The sequence below is a fragment of the Agarivorans aestuarii genome (genome assembly GCF_019670125.1).
Classification (GTDB): Bacteria; Pseudomonadota; Gammaproteobacteria; order Enterobacterales; family Celerinatantimonadaceae; genus Agarivorans; species Agarivorans aestuarii.
Genome location: NZ_AP023033.1, coordinates 2,387,444 through 2,407,415, shown reverse-complemented (window position 1 = coordinate 2,407,415; position 19,972 = coordinate 2,387,444). Strand labels below are relative to the sequence as shown.

Annotated in this window: 19 protein-coding genes; 17 read left to right on the top strand and 2 right to left on the bottom strand. The window is 43.5% G+C overall.

The annotated features are described in order from the left end of the window. Positions 1–11 precede the first annotated feature (11 nt). From K5609_RS11280 to cowN, 9 genes are all read left to right on the top strand, one after another. A complete protein-coding gene (locus K5609_RS11280; RefSeq protein ID WP_221073740.1) occupies positions 12–1,742 on the top strand; it encodes an alcohol dehydrogenase catalytic domain-containing protein in 1,731 nt (576 codons plus the stop codon). A 9-nt stretch (positions 1,743–1,751) separates the two neighbouring features. Then, a complete protein-coding gene (pfkB, locus tag K5609_RS11275; RefSeq protein ID WP_221073739.1) occupies positions 1,752–2,669 on the top strand; it encodes a 1-phosphofructokinase in 918 nt (305 codons plus the stop codon). Positions 2,670–3,216: 547 nt separating this feature from the next. Next, entirely contained in the window at positions 3,217–4,095 is an 879-nt protein-coding gene (gene nifH / locus K5609_RS11270; RefSeq protein WP_221073738.1) for a nitrogenase iron protein, read from the top strand. A 43-nt stretch (positions 4,096–4,138) separates the two neighbouring features. Continuing rightward, the gene (gene nifD / locus K5609_RS11265; protein ID WP_163134396.1) at positions 4,139–5,596 is read left to right on the top strand and encodes a nitrogenase molybdenum-iron protein alpha chain; all 1,458 of its coding nucleotides are present in this window, start codon (positions 4,139–4,141) and stop codon (positions 5,594–5,596) included. 91 nt (positions 5,597–5,687) lie between these two features. Beyond that, positions 5,688–7,259: a nitrogenase molybdenum-iron protein subunit beta gene (gene nifK, locus K5609_RS11260; RefSeq protein ID WP_221073737.1), complete on the top strand. Its 1,572-nt coding sequence runs from the start codon at positions 5,688–5,690 to the stop codon at positions 7,257–7,259. Positions 7,260–7,316: 57 nt separating this feature from the next. Then, positions 7,317–7,529 carry a putative nitrogen fixation protein NifT gene (nifT, locus tag K5609_RS11255; protein WP_221073736.1) on the top strand — a complete coding sequence of 71 codons (213 nt, stop codon included), beginning with the start codon at positions 7,317–7,319 and terminating at the stop codon, positions 7,527–7,529. A gap of 45 nt (positions 7,530–7,574) precedes the next feature. Further along, the gene (locus K5609_RS11250) at positions 7,575–8,249 is read left to right on the top strand and encodes a NifB/NifX family molybdenum-iron cluster-binding protein (protein ID WP_221073735.1); all 675 of its coding nucleotides are present in this window, start codon (positions 7,575–7,577) and stop codon (positions 8,247–8,249) included. After that, the gene (locus tag K5609_RS11245) at positions 8,237–8,677 is read left to right on the top strand and encodes a hypothetical protein (RefSeq protein ID WP_221073734.1); all 441 of its coding nucleotides are present in this window, start codon (positions 8,237–8,239) and stop codon (positions 8,675–8,677) included. The genes K5609_RS11250 and K5609_RS11245 overlap by 13 nt, the downstream gene beginning before the upstream one ends. 72 nt (positions 8,678–8,749) lie before the next feature. After that, entirely contained in the window at positions 8,750–9,034 is a 285-nt protein-coding gene (gene cowN, locus K5609_RS11240) for a N(2)-fixation sustaining protein CowN (RefSeq protein WP_221073733.1), read from the top strand. Between the two features lie 21 nt (positions 9,035–9,055). Here the strand turns inward: cowN and K5609_RS11235 are convergent, their stop codons facing one another. Next, positions 9,056–10,255 (bottom strand): multidrug effflux MFS transporter, encoded by a 1,200-nt coding sequence (locus K5609_RS11235; protein ID WP_221073732.1) that lies wholly within the window; start codon positions 10,253–10,255, stop codon positions 9,056–9,058. A gap of 96 nt (positions 10,256–10,351) precedes the next feature. Between K5609_RS11235 and K5609_RS11230 the strand changes: the two genes are divergently transcribed. Beyond that, positions 10,352–10,837 (top strand): MarR family winged helix-turn-helix transcriptional regulator, encoded by a 486-nt coding sequence (locus K5609_RS11230; protein WP_221073731.1) that lies wholly within the window; start codon positions 10,352–10,354, stop codon positions 10,835–10,837. Between the two features lie 99 nt (positions 10,838–10,936). Here the strand turns inward: K5609_RS11230 and K5609_RS11225 are convergent, their stop codons facing one another. Next, positions 10,937–11,473: a GNAT family N-acetyltransferase gene (locus K5609_RS11225; RefSeq protein WP_221073730.1), complete on the bottom strand. Its 537-nt coding sequence runs from the start codon at positions 11,471–11,473 to the stop codon at positions 10,937–10,939. A gap of 240 nt (positions 11,474–11,713) precedes the next feature. Between K5609_RS11225 and K5609_RS11220 the strand changes: the two genes are divergently transcribed. The 7 genes from K5609_RS11220 to K5609_RS21840 all read left to right on the top strand — a co-directional run bounded on the left by K5609_RS11220 (position 11,714) and on the right by K5609_RS21840 (position 19,738). Next, positions 11,714–12,802, top strand: coding sequence for a sensor domain-containing diguanylate cyclase (locus K5609_RS11220; protein WP_221073729.1), 1,089 nt, complete (start codon positions 11,714–11,716; stop codon positions 12,800–12,802). Between the two features lie 251 nt (positions 12,803–13,053). After that, complete coding sequence (gene nifE, locus K5609_RS11215) at positions 13,054–14,451, top strand: nitrogenase iron-molybdenum cofactor biosynthesis protein NifE (protein ID WP_221073728.1); 1,398 nt, start codon at positions 13,054–13,056, stop codon at positions 14,449–14,451. Position 14,452: 1 nt separating this feature from the next. Beyond that, a complete protein-coding gene (nifN, locus tag K5609_RS11210; RefSeq protein ID WP_221073727.1) occupies positions 14,453–15,838 on the top strand; it encodes a nitrogenase iron-molybdenum cofactor biosynthesis protein NifN in 1,386 nt (461 codons plus the stop codon). Between the two features lie 9 nt (positions 15,839–15,847). Continuing rightward, positions 15,848–16,318, top strand: coding sequence for a NifB/NifX family molybdenum-iron cluster-binding protein (locus K5609_RS11205; protein ID WP_221073726.1), 471 nt, complete (start codon positions 15,848–15,850; stop codon positions 16,316–16,318). A gap of 33 nt (positions 16,319–16,351) precedes the next feature. Then, complete coding sequence (gene fdxB, locus K5609_RS11200) at positions 16,352–16,657, top strand: ferredoxin III, nif-specific (protein WP_152784799.1); 306 nt, start codon at positions 16,352–16,354, stop codon at positions 16,655–16,657. A gap of 13 nt (positions 16,658–16,670) precedes the next feature. Then, positions 16,671–17,108, top strand: coding sequence for a SoxR reducing system RseC family protein (locus tag K5609_RS11195; protein WP_221073725.1), 438 nt, complete (start codon positions 16,671–16,673; stop codon positions 17,106–17,108). A gap of 614 nt (positions 17,109–17,722) precedes the next feature. Then, the gene (locus tag K5609_RS21840; protein ID WP_221073724.1) at positions 17,723–19,738 is read left to right on the top strand and encodes an RICIN domain-containing protein; all 2,016 of its coding nucleotides are present in this window, start codon (positions 17,723–17,725) and stop codon (positions 19,736–19,738) included. Positions 19,739–19,972: the final 234 nt, after the last annotated feature.

Here is a 19,972-nt window from a genome sequence, read left to right as displayed (position 1 = left end):
TAGGTATCAAGATGACTAGTCAATACGAAAAATATCAACAACTAGACCAAGCAACACCAAATACCACCAGCACTTGGAACATGTACGGCGCCGGTGTGGAAAATATTGGTAAAGATAATCAGCCAGAATTATTCAATGTACCTGAACCAGCAGATAACCAACTGCTAGTGCGAGTTGACGCAGTAGGCCTGTGCTTTTCTGATGTTAAGTTAATTAACCAAGGTAGCTCGCACCCTAAACTGTACAACCGAGATTTGCGCAAAGAACCAACGCGTTTGGGCCATGAAGCTACTCTCACGGTAGTTAAAGTGGGTGAAGGCCTTAGCGGTGAATACAAAGTGGGTGAGCGTTATGCGATGCAGCCAGATATTTACCAAAATGGTAAGAGTACCGCATACGGTTACACGGTTCCTGGCGGCTTAACTCAGTATCACTTAATTGGGCCAGAAGTATTAGAAACTGATACAGGTTCATGTTTGCTCAAAGTGTCTGACGAACTAGGTTTTGCTGAAGCAGCCTTACTTGAGCCTTGGGGATGTGTTTGGGCGTCTTATACCCAGCGTCGTCGCTTAGAGCCAAAACAAGGCGGTGTAATGTGGATTACTGGCCAAGCTGATGACCAAATAGCTTATGGCTTTTCTAAAGGCTTAGAAGCACCTGCCACTGTAATTCTTAGCAACGTACCGGAAGCTTTTCGTCTTTTGGTAGAAAGCAAAGCTAAAAATGTGTTGATTCGCAACGACATTAACGCCGGCAACTTAGAACAAGCAGTTGCTGAGTTTACCGATGGCGTAGGCTTTGATGACATTGTGGTACTAGCACCACAATCAGCCGACGAACTAACGAGCATTGCTAAACATGTTGCCCGTCGAGGCACCATGAATATGGTAGGTAAGAAACCAGTAGATGGTTTAGTAAATGCCGATGTTGGCCGTTTACATTACGACTACGTAGCCTTTATTGGTAATAATGGTGTAGATGTAGCCGACTCGTACGGTGAGCAGCGTAACCGTTGTGATTTAAGAAAAGATGGCTTTGCTGTTTTTGTTGGTGCCGGTGGCCCAATGGGTCAAATGCATGTTCAGCGCGCAATTGAGCTTAAAGACGGTCCTCGTCAAGTGATTGTGACCGACATTAACGACCAGCGTTTAGCTGAAATTGAAGCGCGTTTTGCTAGCTTAACCGAAAGCAACAACTGTGAATTGGTGACTTACAACCCAATTAACAACCCAGTGAGCCTGCCAGAATTTGTAGAGTCTCATAGTAAAGGCAAGTTAGCCGACGACGTAGTGGTGTGTGTACCAAATGCCGATATCATGGCCGAGTCAGCTACCTTTATGAAAGATGACGGCATGTTGGTATTGTTTGCTGGTGTTCCTAATGGCACCTTGGCACCGGTAGACTTTAGTTCTGTTTACCTTAGTAATGCCCAATACACAGGTACGTCAGGCTTAACAATTGAAGACCAAACTGTAGTGATGGATAACACTGTAGCGGGTAACATTGCTCCTGCCATTTGTGTAGCAGCTATTGGCGGTATGAATGTGGCTAAGGATGGTATTGAAGCGATGATTGATGCTAAGTACCCAGGCAAGATCCTGATCTTCCCACAGCTAGAAGATTTACCGCTATTAGGGTTAGATGAACTAGCTGAACAGTTACCTACTGTGGCAAACGCTTTAGGTAAAGGTAACACCTGGAACATTGCAGCCGAAAAAGCCTTGTTCGAAGCTTTCTTATAAGGAATGACGATGATTTACACATTAACACTAAATCCAGCTGCTGATTTAGAGCTGCAAATAGATGAGTTTGCTTTTGATAGTGTAAGTCGTGCCAATCACTCACGCCTAGATTGCGGTGGAAAGGGCTTTAATGTATCTCGGATGCTTAAAAACCTTGGTGTAACAAGCACCGCAATGGGTTTTATTGGTGGCTTTACTGGTCAACGCCTAGCAAGCGAATTGAGTAAAATGGACATTAAAAGCCAATTTACTCAAATAGCAGGCGAAACGCGTACCAACGTTACTGTTGTGGAAGCGGGGAATAAGCGACATATTAAGGTGAATGAAGCAGGCCCAGAAGTTAGCCCAGAAGAGCTAAAAAGCTTAGTCGACCAAGTTAAACAAAACCTCCACGCAGGTGACTGGTGGGTATTGGGTGGCAGTTTACCTAAGGGCGTAAGAGCAAACTTTTATGCAGAGCTTATTACACTGATTGAAAGTGCTGGCGCACATGCGGTATTAGATACCAGTGGAGAGGCTCTGAGAGAAGGGATATTGGCTCAGCCAAGCTTAGTTAAACCTAACCTTGACGAAGCTCAAGAGCTATTGGGTTTAAGTAGCGAGGAGTTAAAACAAACTCAAGGCTGGACCCAAGCTTTACTCGCCATGGGACCTAAGAACTTAGTGGTGTCTCTAGGTAAAAAAGGCGCGCTAATGGCAAATGAACAGCAATGTGCCGAGTTTACCAGCCCGAGTATTGTTGAAGCTAACCCTATTGGGGCCGGAGACTCTATGGTGGCTGGGTTGGTTTGGCGCCTAAGTTTAGGTGAATCATTAGCTCAGGCTTTACCTTATGGCTTGGCTTGTGGCGCTGCATCCGCTAGCAGGCAGGGCACTGATTTAGGTTCACTTGATCAAGTAGAGCAACTTAGAAAAGAAATAAACTAGCCTTAGCTGTAGCTCACTGGTTTTCACATCTAAAAAGGCCTGTTTCACAGGCCTTTTTTACTATTAGGGCACAGCTTTAGCCACTGTTGTTACTTTTTCTAGGTACGCCCGAACAAAGCCAAAATCAGCATCTGTTTCTTCACTTACGATCTTCCATCGGTTTCTTTCATAGAAATGGATTGCTTTGGTATTGGTATTGGTATTGAAGGTTTCTAGCTTTAAAACTTCATAACCACAACTAAGCATACTTGATCAACATAAGCTAAGAGTAACGAGCCTAGTCCTTGGCGCCTCAGGTATTGCGTAGTTATAAATTCAAGGCTCCTATATGTAGTGCCGGTTTAATAAGACCTACTAAGTTCCCTAGTCACTTTTACTACAAAAGCTACATTTAGCTGCCAATTTGTTTGGCGCAGCGAGACTGAATTTTGTAGGGGTATTTATACACTCTTTATTTATCAGTAGGTTACGCGGCTTCTTTTACTTGGAACGGTTCTGGCAATAGCTACCGTGGGAACCGTTTATCAAGCTAATAGGAAGAAATGTTATGGCTATTCGTCAATGTGCAATTTACGGAAAAGGCGGTATTGGTAAGTCTACCACTACTCAAAACTTGGTTGGTGCTTTAGCGGAAGCGGGCAAAAAAGTAATGATCATCGGTTGTGATCCTAAGGCCGATTCAACGCGCTTAATCTTACACGCAAAAGCGCAAAACACCATTATGGAAATGGCAGCAGAAGCTGGGTCAGTTGAAGACATCGAATTAGAAGATGTACTTAAAGTGGGTTACGGCGGTGTACGTTGTGTTGAGTCTGGTGGCCCAGAGCCAGGTGTAGGTTGTGCCGGTCGTGGTGTAATTACAGCGATTAACTTCTTAGAAGAAGAAGGTGCCTACGAAGAAGACTTAGATTTCGTATTTTACGATGTGCTAGGTGACGTTGTGTGTGGTGGTTTTGCCATGCCTATTCGTGAAAACAAAGCGCAAGAAATCTACATTGTTGTATCTGGTGAAATGATGGCGATGTACGCAGCCAACAACATTTCAAAAGGTATTTGTAAGTACGCTGCAACCGGTAGTGTTCGTTTAGCAGGTCTTATTTGTAACTCGCGTAAATGTGACCGTGAAGACGAGCTAATTGAAGCGCTTGCAGCCAAAATTGGTACCCAAATGATTCACTTCGTGCCTCGTGACAACGTAGTACAGCAAGCTGAAATTCGTCGTATGACGGTTATTGAGTACAACCCAAAATGTAACCAAGCTGATGAATACCGCACGCTTGCGAACAAAATCATCGAAAACGAGCTATTCGTTGTTCCAACCCCCGTAACTATGGACGAGCTTGAAGAGTTGTTGATGGAATTCGGCATCATGGACGAAGAAGATGAAACCATCATCGGCCAAGTTGCAGAAGAAGCTACTGCTTAATCATTAGTTAACGATGAGCTTATTAAAGCTATAGGAGGCAGTAATGTCGGATAAAAAAGCAGAGACTCAGGCGCTGATTGATGAGGTGTTAGAAGTCTATCCAGAGAAAGCCAAAGCCGATCGTAAAAAGCACTTAGGCGCGAACGATAGCGAAGGTGGTAGTTGTATTACGGCTAACCGTAAATCACTACCTGGTGTTATGACCGCCCGTGGTTGTGCTTATGCAGGATCTAAAGGGGTAGTGTGGGGACCAATAAAGGATATGGTGCATATCTCTCATGGTCCAGTAGGTTGTGGTCAGTATTCACGTGCCGGTCGCCGAAACTACTACACCGGTTATACGGGTGTAAATAGCTTCGGAACCATGAACTTCACTTCAGACTTTCAAGAGCGTGACATCGTATTTGGTGGGGATAAAAAACTTTCAACTATTGTCGACGAAATTGAAATGTTGTTCCCATTGGCAAACGGTATTTCTATTCAATCCGAATGTCCAGTAGGGCTAATTGGTGACGACATTGAAGCAGTGGCTAAAACCAAAGGCGCTGAGATTGGCAAAACAATCGTACCAGTTCGTTGTGAAGGTTTCCGCGGGGTGAGCCAATCTCTAGGTCACCACATTGCTAACGATACTTTACGTGATTACGTATTGGATAAATCAGAAGGCAAGGAAGTAGCAACCACAGATTACGATGTAGCCATTATTGGTGATTACAACATTGGTGGTGATGCTTGGTCTTCACGTATTTTGTTGGAAGAAATTGGTTTACGTGTAGTAGCCCAGTGGTCTGGTGACGGTACTTTACCTGAACTTGAAAACACCCCTTCGGTAAAACTTAACTTAGTTCACTGTTACCGTTCAATGAACTACATCTGTCGCCATATGGAAGAGAAGTATGGTGTGCCATGGATGGAATACAACCTGTTTGGTCCAACTAAGTGTGAAGAGTCGTTACGCGCTATCGCTGCAAAATTTGACGAAACCATTCAAGCAAAAGCTGAAGAAGTTATCGCAAATTACAAAGCGCAATGGCAAGCCGTGGTTGATAAGTATCGTCCACGTTTGGAAGGCAAAAAAGTCATGCTTTATGTGGGTGGCTTACGTCCTCGTCACGTAATTGGTGCTTATGAAGACTTAGGTATGGAAATTGTTGGTGCCGGTTATGAGTTTGGTCATAACGATGACTACAGCAAAACCGTACCAGAAGTGAAAGACGCCACGCTAATTTACGATGACGTTACAGGCTACGAGTTGGAAGCTTTTGCCGACAAACTTAAACCTGACCTTATCGGTGCCGGTGTAAAAGAGAAGTACATCTTCCAGAAGATGGGCATACCTTTCCGCCAAATGCACAGCTGGGATTACTCAGGCCCTTATCACGGTTTTGATGGCTTCGCTATTTTCGCCCGCGATATGGACATGACCCTAAACAACCCTTGTTGGGACAAACTAACTCCACCATGGAAAGCTAAAGCAGATAAAGCTGCAGAAGCGGCCTAGGCGTTAAGTTATATCAGGATGAGTGCTGTTAGCGCTTAAAAATTAACTCAATTCGTAGTTCACAGATGAGTGGCGCGAAAGGAGAAGTAGAATGAGTCAATCAGTAGATGATATCAAACCGGGTTACCCCCTGTTTGAACAGCCAGAATACAAGGATATGATGGCACGTAAGCGCGCTGAGCACGAAGAAGGCGCAAGTGATGAAAAAGTAAAAGAAATCTTCGAGTGGACCACTACTCAAGAGTACCAAGATCTTAACTTTTCACGCAAAACTTTAACCGTAGACCCAGCCAAAGCCTGCCAACCTTTAGGCTCAGTACTGTGTGCACTAGGTTTTGAGAAAACTCTGCCGTATGTGCATGGTTCGCAAGGTTGTGTAGCCTACTTTAGAACCTACTTTAACCGACATTTCAAAGAGCCTGTTGCCTGTGTATCAGACTCAATGACAGAAGACGCAGCGGTATTTGGTGGCCAGAAAAACATGTTTGATGGCCTGCAAAACTCTTTGGCTTTATACAAGCCAGAAGTTATCGCGGTTTCAACTACCTGTATGGCAGAAGTAATTGGTGACGATTTAAATGCCTTTATCGGTAATGCTAAGAAAGACGGTTATATTCCAGAGGAATTACCTACACCTTTTGCTCATACACCGAGCTTTGTAGGCAGCCATGTAACTGGTTGGGATGGCATGTTTGAAGGCTTTGCCAAGTACTTTACTGGCAACAAAATGGAAGATAAAACCGTAGGTAGCAACGGTAAAATTAACATTGTACCGGGCTTTGAAACCTACCTTGGTAACTACCGTGTTATTCACAAGATGATGCAGCAGATGGGTGTTGATTACAGCCTGCTTTGTGACCCTTCAGAAGTGCTAGATACCCCTGCTGACGGCGAGTACCGTATGTATGCTGGTGGCACTCCAATTGCGGAGATGGAAGATGCACCTAACGCAATTACAACTTTATTGTTGCAACCAGATCAATTGGTTAAAACTAAGAAGTACGTAGAGGGCCAGTGGAAGCATGAAGTACCAGCGCTAAATATCCCAATGGGCTTAGATTGGACCGATGAACTGCTAATAAAAATCTCAGAACTAACAGGTAAAGAGATCCCTGAGTCATTGGCGACCGAGCGTGGTCGTTTAGTAGACATGATGACTGATTCTCATACCTGGTTGCATGGTGTTAGCTTCTCTATCTATGGAGATCCTGATTACCTAATGGGCTTAACCAAGTTCTTGCAAGAATTAGGTTGTGAAGTTAAACACATCTTGTGTAACAACGGCGCTAAGCGCTGGCGCAAGAAGATGGAAGCATTGATTGCTCAATCTCCTAGCACCGCTAACGCCGAAATCCACGTAGGTAAAGATTTATGGCACTTCCGTTCATTGGTATTTACCAATAAACCAGACTTTATGATTGGTAACTCTTACGCCAAGTTTATCCAGCGTGATACCAAGGCGAAAGGTGAAGAGTTCGAAGTACCGCTAATTCGTCTTGGCTTCCCGATCTTTGATCGCCACCACCTGCACCGCAACACAACTTTGGGTTACGAGGGCAGCATGTACATGCTAACTACCTTAGTAAACGAAGTGCTGGCAAAACTTGATCAAGATACCAGCGAAATGGGTAAAACAGACTATGGCTTCGACCTAGTACGTTAATCACTGCCCACCACAAGACAGGCCGGGGCTTTAGCCCCGGCCACTTAAGGAAGAGATATGCCAAACCTAATTATTAGCCGTGAAAGCTCAGGTGAATTACAAGCTTACATCGCAAAGAAGGATCTAGAGTTACCCATTAGCTCACTTCAATTTGATCAAGCTGATCAATGGGGCGGGGTGGTTGAGCTAAGTGACGGCAGTAAATTTTATATTGAGCCAGTAAACCCTGCGCCAAGTTTACCTAAAACTTTTCGTGCAAGACGCGCTTAGTATGCGTGAGTCCTGGTGATGAGATTGATACGCTAAGGAGTACCGATGAAATCAAACATTAACGATAACTTAGCGCTGCGATTGGCTGTGGCGTCTAAAGCGATTCCAGATATTGAACTAAAGCAGTTTGTATCATTGCTGGTGGGTCACTGCGGCGAACCATTAACTGAGAAAAAGTTAAGAGCCTTAAGCCCCAAAATATTACGCGAAGTATTTCAAAACTCTCGCTACAGTGTAGAGCGCAGCCAAGTAAATCAATTACACGCAATATTAAGCTCAGAGCAAATCAGTCCTATGGAAGCGCCGGTAGTACCTGAGCAAACCTTGCTAAAAGGACCGATTGTGCAACTCGCTGTAAGTTCTAATAACTTGGAGCGCATCGACGGACACTTTGGCTCTTGCTTACGTTTTCTTATTTATCAAGTGAGTGCTCAGGGTTTTCAGTTAGTAGATGTTCGGCCGGTAATTGAAAACTTAAGTGGCGATGCGCGTACTAGCTACTTAATTGACTTAATCGGTGATTGCCAATTACTCGCCACCTTGTCGATAGGCGGGCCTGCTGCCGCTCGGGTGAGCCGCGCTGATATTTTGCCTTTGAAACAGCTTACGCCTCAGGCCGCAGGATCGATCTTAGAACGCTTGCAAACAGTGATGGATTGCCCACCGCGTTGGTTAGCTAAATTGCTAGAAAAGCAGGAGACAGAACCATGTCTACTATAGAGCCGGGTGTTATAGCAGAGTCGAAGCAATGTTCTTGCAAAGGTGAAGAGCAGCTACATAGCCCAAAACACTCATCTAGTTGTCAGTGTAAGAGCCACCAGTCAGAAGACTCAAAACCTAAGCATAGCTGCGGGTGTAAGCATGAAGATCACGCTGCTACAGAAGAACTAAGCCAAAGCCTAATTGATAAGTTAGTGGCAAGTTTGGCCGATAAAGACGATTACCAAGCAAAGCTTAGCTGTTTTAAAAAGCATCACCCAAGCATTCGTATTATTGAGTGCAGTGAAGATGATATGGCTGAACGTGAGGCATTTATGAGTGCTAGTTATTTTGATTTATTCTTAATGGCTAAAGGTACTAGCTGTGCCAGGTTAACCAACAGCGTTGATCTAGCTATTGGTGTGGTAATTGCCTTGCACGAAGAGTGATTTACTCAAATAGATTCTTATGTACAGCCTAGTGCCAGCATTAGGCTGTTTTTTTAAACAGGTTAGCTAATTATGAGCAGTAATATTACCGATCGCTATGTCTCTTTCTGCAACATCAATTGTGATGAAAATGCAGACCGCCTAATCAGTATGCTTAAACAACATCTAAGCGCAAAAAGGGGAGGCGATCTATGGCTGACTTACTTTCATGAAAAACGCGCAGAACAAGCAAAAATGCAGCGAGATAACCTTAATTTTATTGGTAATCAAACTAATCCTTTGTATGAGTACTTCGAAGTTTGTGAAGACATCCAGGCTTTAGAGTTACTTTATAAAATTGAACAAGAATGCTGTTAAGCTAAATCGCTGCAGTCTCACCTATTTAGCACAACAAAGCTCAGCCTTCTCTTTTTGATTCAAGATGTTAGCTTTATGGGCGCTAAGCAAGGCTATGGTTGTTGATGCAAGCATAGTAAGTACCATTGGCCACAGACTAGTGTGCGAAAGCATAGCAGCTACAGCGCTAATCGCTGCGCCAGCAAAGAACTGAATAGCGCCTAATACTGCCTGGGCGGTGCCGGCGCCTTTACCAAAGTGTTTCAAAAAACATACGTTAGCATTAGACATCGTGCCACCAGTTGCAGCCATGCAAATAATAAAACCACTTGCCGCAAACCAGAGGTTGTTGGGCGCGAACACGATAGAGGCAACCAACACTGTTGCTCCGACAAATTGCAAGGCCAAAAAGCTCACTAACATGTGTTCGGGCTCAGAGTTATTTAAACGATAAGAGTTATAACGGTTAACAATCACAACGCCCACCACGTTTGCAATAAACAACATTGAAAACAGCTGTTCTGAGATCCCAAACTTTACGATATAAGCAAACGGAGCATTTGTAATAAAGGTCATCAATACACCGTAGGCAAATGCTTGGGAAATCAAATATCCAAGAGCATGTTTGTGCTTCAATACATCAATAAAACTTACCTTATTGCTTGGGCCATGTTGTGTGTTGGCTTGTTTAGGCATAACAGCAATTGCCCATATGGCAACCACACAAGCAAATATCCCCGAACTAATAAATATCCAATGCCAATTAGAGACTTGCAGAATAAAAGTTCCAACAGACGGGGCGATAGATGGAGCAATCATCATGATTAGCATAACTAGCGAAAACAGTTTGGCAGCCTCTTTGCCCTCGGCATTGTCTCTAATTACTGCTGGTACTCCTACAACAGCAATACCACCGCCTATTGATTGCAATATTCGCCATAACCAAAACAAGGCTAAATTGTTTGCCAAGGCCAGAAATACACTGCACACAGCAAAGATAAGCAGACCGATCACCATTATTGGTTTGCGACCATATTTATCAGATAAAGGGCCGCCGATAAGTTGCCCTAAAGCCATTCCAAATACGTAAATGCTAACGGTTATCGCCACTAATGAGGTACTAACCCCAAAGTCTGTAGCAATAATCGGGATAGCTGGTAAATAACTATCGATGGCGTACGGCGTCATAGCAAACACTGATGCCAATAAAATAATGAGCTTCTTGGATATTCTCTGTTGCATAAGCTTACCTATTTATCTTTCTAGAAAGATATTATCTGGAGTTTATCTTTCTGGCAAGATATATTGAAGGCGTAGCTTACTAACCGAGAACCAATATTGAAGCATCAAGAAAGCATCACTAGCATTTTAAGCTCCACTCAAAAAAACTGGCCAGAAGCCTACAGCACTATCACTCCTGCGATACTACGAATGGTTCGTACCCAGCATGCGCTTAGCCAAGCAATGGAACAGCTGATAGGTCAACATCAGCTACAAGCTGCTGATTTTGGTATTTTAGTCACTTTAAGGCGACACCCAGCACCTTACTGTTTAACACCTACCGAGTTATACAGTGCTATGTTGTTCAGTTCTGGCGGGCTTACTAAAGTATTGAATCGAGTTACCAAGGCAGGTTTGGTTGAAAGGGTGGATAATCCTGAAGACAAACGCAGTAAGCTGGTTAAGTTGAGCAACAAAGGTAAGCAGCTTATTGAGCAAGTAACACTTGAGCTACATGATCAAGAACAACAGTTTATGTCGGTATTAAGTAGCGATGAGCAAAAACAGCTAAACCATTTACTGGCAAAGCTTGCCGGTAGTTAGTTGAGCTAAATAGCTAAAGTAAGCACTTTAAGGGCTTAGTATTTGTTGTTAGTTGGCTAAGTACCAATGCAAACCCAAGTTGGCAACTTGGGCTTTCGCTTACCAGTACTTTTGTTTATTTAGTGCGGCAACACATTGGCTTGACCCTTTGATATTGGGGATTTCTTGATTGGACAGGCTTTGCGCTAACCACCCTTCTGGGTGGCTTAACTTACATGGTGCTTTGATTTGTTGCTCGGTAATTTGCTTAAAGCCAACTTTGCCATAAAAGTTTGGGTCGCCATAAGTGATTAACAAATCTACATCTAGCTTGCGTAATTGCTCCACACCGTAATTTATCAGCTTTTGGCCCACACCTTGGCCTTGCTGCTTGGTAGCTATAGCCACCGGAGACAATATAAACGCCACGTCGTTAGATGCGAGCAACATGCGGCTAAAAAAGATACAACCCGCCATTTCTTCGTTTGTGCTTGCTACAAAGCCAATTAAGTCTTGCTCTGGTGTAGTCTCTATCATTTCAGCGACTAAAGCTTTTATTAACTGGCCTTCTTCTGCGCCTTCAGAGTCAGCAAATACTTGTTCAAATAACTGGGTAACGGGGTTCGCTAAACTCACGTTAAAAAGCGATAGTTTCATCACCGGATCCTTTCTAAAGTTTGCAGCAGTTTATAACAAGTAAAATAGTAAAAATTTGCTCTAAACCAAATTAAGCCCCATTGGTTAAGTGGCGCTGTAGAGTGAGGTAGATCGAACATTAATTGAGAACTGTTAGTTGGTTAATTCTTAACGAGTTTTAACGCTATTCATGTGTAAACAAGCTAGTTATACTATTGTTAGTAAATACTGTTTTAATCCAATATTTAAAGGACTTAATGCATGTCAACAACCTGTCTTAATCAGGCTAACACTAGCAGCGAACAAGTTATTCGTCGTTTGTATCAAGTGACAAATGCACATAACCAAGGCTTCGAAGCACAAATCTTGGCACTGCTTCAAATGGGCTTAGAGCGTTTTAACTTAGATATCGCTATTTTGTCCAAGATTCAGGGAAACGACTATGTTGTCCAATATTGCGTCACTCCAGAGGCTGTTGAGCTCAAAGCTGGCGATCGTTTTACCTTGGATACCACATACTGTGGAATCACCTGTGAAGCCCAAGCACCGGTAGCTCTAGAATACATTGGTGAACATGATATGTACGCCAGGCATCCGGCTTACAAAGCATTTGGTTTAGAGTCTTACATTGGTATGCCTATTCGTTTAAATGGTGAACTCTACGGAACCCTAAATTTTTCTAGTCCTGCTCCTTATCCTCGTCACTTCCAAGAAATTGATATTGATGCGGTGCAATTAATGGCTTCATGGATAGAAGTAGAACTGATTCGCAGGCAACAAGAAGAGCAGCTAAACAAACTTAATCAAAAGCTAAAACGATTAGCGAACTACGACAGCTTAACCGAGATACCAAATCGCCGTGGGATGTACAAAAAGCTAAAGAAAAGTATGAACTTGTTAAGCCGAACTGGCGGCGAGGGCACCTTAGCAATTGTGGATATTGATCACTTCAAAAAACTCAATGATACCTTCGGTCATCAGCTTGGTGACAAAGCATTAGTCGAAACCGCGAAGCAAATTAGCAATTCCTTAAGAGACTATGACTTTGTTGCTCGTTTGGGTGGAGAAGAATTCCTAATTTGGTTGCCCAATAGCAATTTAAACGGTTGTGCAAAGGTATTTAGTCGGGTGATGAAGGCGATTGGCAGTATTAAGCTAACAGAAGATCCAATTACCGTATCTATTGGTGCTTATTATCTCGGCTTTAATGAAAGCAGTTTACCCAGTGATTTTGAAATGCTAGCGGACAAAATGATCGCGATTGCCGACCAAGCCCTCTATGAAGCAAAAGAAACTGGACGCAATAAAGTAGTAACGCGTAGTGGTTCTATTGAAGACTTTTCTGTTTAACAGATTTTTTGAGTACTACAAACTAGCTATTTGCCACTTCTTCTTACGATAGTCGCCCAATATTACGGGCGACTTACTCAGTTCGACAAAGTCGCACTATTTCCCACATATTGTTCTAGTCGTTATGGTTTGTAGCAATTACGACAAATAGTCTGCCGTTCAAAGCCCCTAATACCGCTATTCTCCTATGGAATACGCTTTGCAATACAACAATTAGTCATTGATCCAAATAGTTGTTGTGAGGTGTAAGCATGAAGCGAAGCGACATAGCCGAGTTATTAGATGAACCTGCTTGCGAGCATAACACTGGAGAAAAATCTGGCTGTGCTAGACCAGTACCTGGGGCAACCGCAGGCGGTTGTAGTTTTGATGGCGCGCAGATTACCTTGTTACCGATTGCCGATGTTGCCCATATTGTTCATGGGCCTATAGCTTGTGCGGGCAATAGCTGGAACAACAGAGGCACTCGCGCATCGGGCCGCAATTTATTTCGCTTGGGTTTTACTACCGACTTAAATGAGCAAGACGTGATTATGGGGCGGGCCGAGAAGCGTTTGTTACACGCGATAAAAACGGTCATAGAAAAACATTCCCCTCCAGCAGTTTTTGTATATGTCACTTGTGTACCCGCTCTTGAAGGAAACGATGTAGAGGCTATTTGTAAATTGGCTCAAAGCCGATGGAATATTCCAGTTATAGCGGTAGATGCAGCAGGCTTTTATGGCAGCAAAAACCTAGGTAACCGGATAGCTGGTGAAGTGATGGTTAAGCAGGTGGTGGGCACCATAGACCCGCCAGAGAAACCTTTTATGCGTCACGATCCGACAAGGCGGGTGAACGATATTGTGTTGATTGGTGAATACAATATTGCAGGTGAATTTTGGCACGTATCTCCTCTATTAGAACGTTTAGGTTATCGAGTATTAAGTTGCATGTCAGGGGATACTCGCTTTCACGAGATACAAACCATGCACCAGGCCGATGTTGCCATGGTGGTGTGTTCCAGAGCGCAAATTAATGTCGCGCGTATGTTGCAAGAACGCTGGAACATTCAGTGGTTTGAAGGCAGTTTTTATGGCATTGAGGATACCTCTGCTTCGTTGCGTAGTTTTGCCAAGTTGTTGGATGACCCTCAAGTGAGCCGAGAAACCGAAGTGCTTATTGCTCAGCAAGAAGCGTTGATCCGGCTGCAACTACAACCTTACATAGAACGTCTAAAAGGCAAAAAGGCTTTGCTGTATACCGGTGGTGTTAAGTCTTGGTCTATCGTTTCCGCTTTACAAGAGCTAGGTATTAGCGTTGTAGCTACCGGAACCAAGAAATCGACAGCAGAAGACAAAGCAAGAATTAAGCAAATCATGGGTGAAGATGCGCTGATGCTAGATGAAGGCGGCGCCCGAAATCTGCTCAATGTAGCTCAACAACATAACGCCGATTTAATGATTGCCGGCGGGCGTAACATGTATACCGCCTTAAAAGCGCGTCTGCCGTTTCTAGATATTAATCAAGAACGTGAACATGCCTACGCGGGTTATCAAGGCATGCTTACTTTTGCTAAAGAGCTTTGCCGTACCTTAGACAGTGCCATTTGGCCGTTAGTAACCAGTAACCCGCCGTGGACCAGCAGTGCGCCTGTAGGGGAGAAGTAACATGACAAATAAAGTATCAGTTAAACGCAGCGCATTGGTTGAGCAAGCTTTAAAAACCAGTGCCGCCACTGGCGCTACATTGGCATGTATGGGTTTAGATAATTCAATTCCTTTAATGCACGGTTCGCAGGGCTGCGGGGCGTTCGCAAAAGTGTATTTGATTCAACATTACCGAGAACCCATTCCGCTGCAAAACACTGCCATTGATCATATCGCAGCTGTTATGGGCGGTGACGACAACTTATCAAGTGCACTTAAATTACTGTGCGAAAAGCACCAAGCTGCACTTATCGTGGTGATGACAACAGGTTTAACCGAGATGCAGGGCTGCGATGTAACCAGGGTTGTGCGAGAGTTTAAAACGCAACATCCTCAGTTTTCGAACAAGCGGATTGTAAGCGTAAATACTCCAGATTTTACCGGGTCTATGCAAAGTGGGTTTGCCAGTACTATTGAAGCATGCATGCAGCAGTTATTAGTTGAAAAGCAACTAAGTGTGCCAAAACTCGATTCAACCATTCAGCAATTAAATGTTTTTGTGTCCTGTGCTTTAACCAGTGCCGATTTGGAGTTAATAGCCCGCTATTGTGAAGCCTTTGGCTTTAACCCGGTGTTAGTACCCAATCTTAGCGATTCTTTAGACGGGCACTTAGCTGATGATGACTTTTCGGTCACTTCCACAGGTGGTACTGGTTTAAGTCAGCTTGCGAGTTGTATTCACAGTAAAGCAAGTTTGGTGTTTGGTGAGTCGATGTTGCCAGCTGCAAGTGTGCTAGAAAAGCATTACCAAGTACCAACTTTATTCATGGGAACAGGAATGGGCATGCAGCAGACCGACCAATTGGTAATGAAACTTGCCGAGCTGTCTAACAAACCCGTTCCACAATGGATTACTCGGCAGCGTAAACGGCTGCAAGATGCCTTTCTTGATAGCCACTTTTTGTTAAGTGACGCTAAAGTGGCCATCGCACTTGAGCCAGACCTTGCTGCAGGTTATTGCGAGGTTTTTTCTGAGGTAGGAGCAAGTGTTGAGCGAGTGGTTACCACGCTTAATGTGACAAGTTTACCGCAGCTAAAAACGAACAGTGTAGTTGTCGGGGATTTGTCAGATTTGGAAACGTGCGTTGATGTATGTGAGCTGATTGTAGGTAATACTCACTGTGCCAACATGTGCGAACCGCATACGCCAGTGTTACGCGCGGGATTCCCTTGCCACGACCGGTTTGGTAATAGTGATATTTTGCAAGTGGGCTATGAAGGTGCCCGGCAACGCTTGTTTGCAATGGCTAATTTACTTAAAGCAAACCATCAAGATGAAGTACCAGCTCATAAAAGTAGCTATCGCTTTGAGCCATCTAGCTGCACTCAGCCAGCCTTGAGCAGCTAGGGGTTAACTATGAATGCGATGCAAAGACAGCTAAGAGTGATTGAAGATGGCCAGCAGCGTGAACATGTTTTTAAAGTAGCGTTTGCCAGCGAAAGTAAACATTGTGTCGATCAGCATTTTGGCAGTGCCCATACCTTTTTGGTGTATGGCTTTGGTGAACACCACATTCAACTGTTAGAGGCTCTACAGTTTGACCAAGCAAAACCAGGTCACGACAAAGGCCGTTTAAAACAACGAATTGATGCCTTAGCTGGCTGCGCTGCTGTTTTTAGCAATGCTTGTGGCCATAGCGCAAATGAGTTGCTTAAACAGCAAGGGATTTGCAGTTTAATGGTTGATAGCGACACCGAGCTAAGCGTGTTGTTAGGCGACATTCACTTGCAGTTTATACATCAACCCCTCCCTTGGATGTACTCCCAAAACCTCGACCCGCAGCAACAAGAGCAACGTCTCAACGAATTATTAGACGAGCCCTGGTAGGGCAAGATTAACTTTCAAAATAAGGAAAAAATAATGAGTGATAAAACATACATGGGCTTAACCCGCGATGGAACGCCCTGGGAGCCGCAATTTGTAACAGCGCTAGATCAAGATGCTTGTATAGGCTGTGGGCGTTGCTACAAAGTATGTCCTCGTGACGTATTTGATCTAGTTGAGCGTGAAATTGACGAAGACGATGAAGCGTTTGACGATTATGAAGACGACGTAGTAATGGTGATGGAATTAGCCAACGCTGGCGATTGTATCGGCTGCGCGGCTTGCTCTACCGTTTGCGCCAAAAATTGTCATACCCATACGCCTGCCAGTGCGTTGGTGTAAAGAGGTAGTATCTATGGCGCAGATTAGCATGCAGGTAATTAGTGTCGACAAAGGCAAGGTTGTGTTGCAAGGGCAGCGTGCCAGTGCTTGTACTTCGTGCGCCAGTAAGAGCAGTTGCTTAACCGTTAATCCAGAGTCACCAAACCTACTTAATGCAGAATTCTCTGCCACTCAAGGTTTAGAACTTGGTCAAAACATTACCCTTAATTGCCAAGATAGCTTTCTACTCAAAGCTATTTTGGCAGCCTTAATGCCTGCATTGTTTGGTTTAATAAGCTTTGCGCTGATCACTAATCAATTACTGTTTTTTCTTGAACCATCTTTACTTGATATTGCCTGTGCCGGTTTTGCTTGTTTGGGTTTTGTATTGGGTTTACTGGTAAGTCGACGCTTATCGCGTGGTTTAGCCTCTGAGCTACGCAACAAACTATCGCTTAAACCCACAGCGTAATACTGCCAGGCCGTTTATTGTTTGCGCATGCTTGTCGCTACTTGGTCTTTGCTGTTAATCAGCAACTAAGCGAAATTATCTTTTAGATAATTACTAGGGTCTGTTGATCTTTGCTGATGGTTTTTGCAGCAATTTATTAGCAATTTAGGCAAGGCAGTGAGTGTGCAGTTAAGTGGGCTTAATAATAACTCGCTAACGCTGAATAAATGGCTAAGAAATGCTGCCCGAAGGGTTCGTATAAGCGAACTTTACTCTTTGTTAAGCACTTCTTGCTTAGCCCACTAGGCTTCTAAGTGCTCGCCGCGATTAAAGCCCGCTTATCTCGAACAAAATTTCAACACCAAAGATCAACAGACCCTAATATAATACTTAAAAACTTCCTCTTTATTCACGCTAAATTAGGTCTAAATATTTTTGAAAATGTTTACTTAAATGATCTACTCCTCACTTTTAAAATGGCTTTATTAAGTACTATTTATGGCTTAGTAATTATTGTGATTTTGTAATTTAATTGATTGTTTTTATTGGCTAATTTTTTATTTCTATTTGTTTTGTTTCTAGGCTACTGTTCGGTTTTTGAACTAAATGTGATTGGCCAAAACATAATGGAATATATGATGATTCGTAAAAATAATCTTTCGCTAGGCATTGCCTTGGCGTTTGCTTTTTCGGCGAGCAATGCTGTGCATGCCGTTACAGTAAGTAATGCAGATTTTCGTAATGTTGAGATTCGACATAGCGGAATGTGTATTGATTTGACCGGGGGAAACACTGCTAATTTTTCTGGTTTTAGCCAATGGACTTGCGGAGAAAACAACAGAAACCAACGGCTTGAGTTTGTTGAGCGCGGCGAGGGTTTTTACAGTATTAAAACCAAAACAAGCCAAAAGTGTTTAGAGGTTGCGAATAGTGACTCTGCAAACGGCGCGCGTATTCAGCAACTTACTTGTGCAGATGCTAGTGTTAATCAGCAATGGTCACTGCAAGATATGAATAATGGTTGGTTTAAACTTAAAAACCGTGCCACCGAAAAATGCCTCGACGTAGAGGGTGCATATACCGATAAAGGCTCAGAGTTCCACCAATGGACCTGCTTAGCCGACCATCCTAACCAAGAGTTTCGTTTTATCTATGACGAAAATGTTGCTAGCGATCCTAGTGGCACCATTACGGTTCAAGCCGCCGACTTTGTAAGTCAAGGTGGCAGTTTTGATGATAATCAGCAAAGCCCAGTAAGCATCTACAGCGTAGCGGGGCAGTCGGCGATTAATTATATTAATAGCGGCGACTTTGTAGACTACAACGTAGATATTGACCGTGCAGGAAAGTACCTGGTTACTTTTAATGTGGGAACAGCGATTACGTCAAACGTACAGATTGAGCTTTTAGTATTAGAAAATGGCAGCTGGGTGTCTTATGCTCAAGCGTCGGTACCCGCTTATGGCTGGGACAATTTTACTGAACTTAGCCCAGCTAACGAAGTGTCTTTAGCGGCCGGCACGCAAAAGTTACGTATTCACGCGCTGGGTAGCAATGACTGGCAGTGGAACTTAGCGTCGTTTAAATTGGAATGGCAAGGCGAGCCTACAGACCCGGTTGATCCACCTTTGCTAGATAGCGATGGTGATGGGGTACTCGACGTAAATGATTTATGCCCTAACACTCCAGCCAACCAGCCTGTAAATCAAGATGGCTGTGCGCAATCGCAACTTGATGATGACAATGACGGTGTCAGCAATGATGTTGATCAATGCCCTAACACACCTCCTGGCGTTACCGTTGATAACACCGGATGCGAGCCAAACTCTCCAGGAGTAATAGATGTAAATACCGCTGATGCTAACTTGCCAAGCTTTGTATCGTTTAACAATACAACGCCCTTAGGCAAGCGTTGGGAAAAAGTAGAAAGTTTGTCTGATGAGTTTGAGTTTTGGAATGGCGCCAAATGGATAAAAACCAATTGGAACTATGGTAATACCCCGGTAAACATGTTGAACAAAAACTCGGGTGTGTCGGATGGTAATCTTTGGATACAAGCAACCTTAAATGCTGATAGCCCTAATCAGTGGTTCGAAACTTCTCGTGTACGTTCAGTTGCCAAAATTAAGTTTCCTATGTACACAGAGAGCCGCATTAAGGTGGCCAATATCTCTGCCTACAGTACTTTTTGGTTAAACAATGGCGATATAAATAATCGAGACGAAATCGATATTATTGAAATTAACCCGGTTCCTACCTGTAATTGTCAGCCAGATTTCCCGTGGAAGATGAACTCTCAGTACTTTATTGCAAAGAATGGTTCAACCGAAAGAAATCATGGCAACTCGGACAACCGTACCGATTTGTCAGATGAAAACACCTTGCAAGGTGTGTTGTGGACAGATGATTACCATGTATTTGGTGCATGGTGGAAAGATGAACACACTGTACAGTTTTATCTAAACGGTGAACCGGTTAATAAAGTCACTACACAACAGCCGTTTACACTAGAGCAGTTTGTTATTTGGGACTTATGGAGCCAAGACTCAAGTTGGGTAGGTGGTTTGCCGCAAAAAACAGACTTGCTTAACGATAACAACAATACCATGAAGGTTGATTGGATCCGCACTTGGAAGCTCGTTGACGAATAAACTATAGGTGTAATTATTACGCGTTAATAAAAAGAGCTTATCGGCAACGGTAAGCTCTTTTTTTAGAATTAAGTTTTAGCAGATCTAATGGTAGTGACTTTACTACTTAAAGCTTGTTGTGCGACTAACGAACAACAGTTTTTGATTATTTCATCTAGCAGTTTACGGATAGTTCCAAGCTGTTCCGCGCACTAATAATGATTCTTTTCGGGTATTAAATAGCGGGCCATTTGT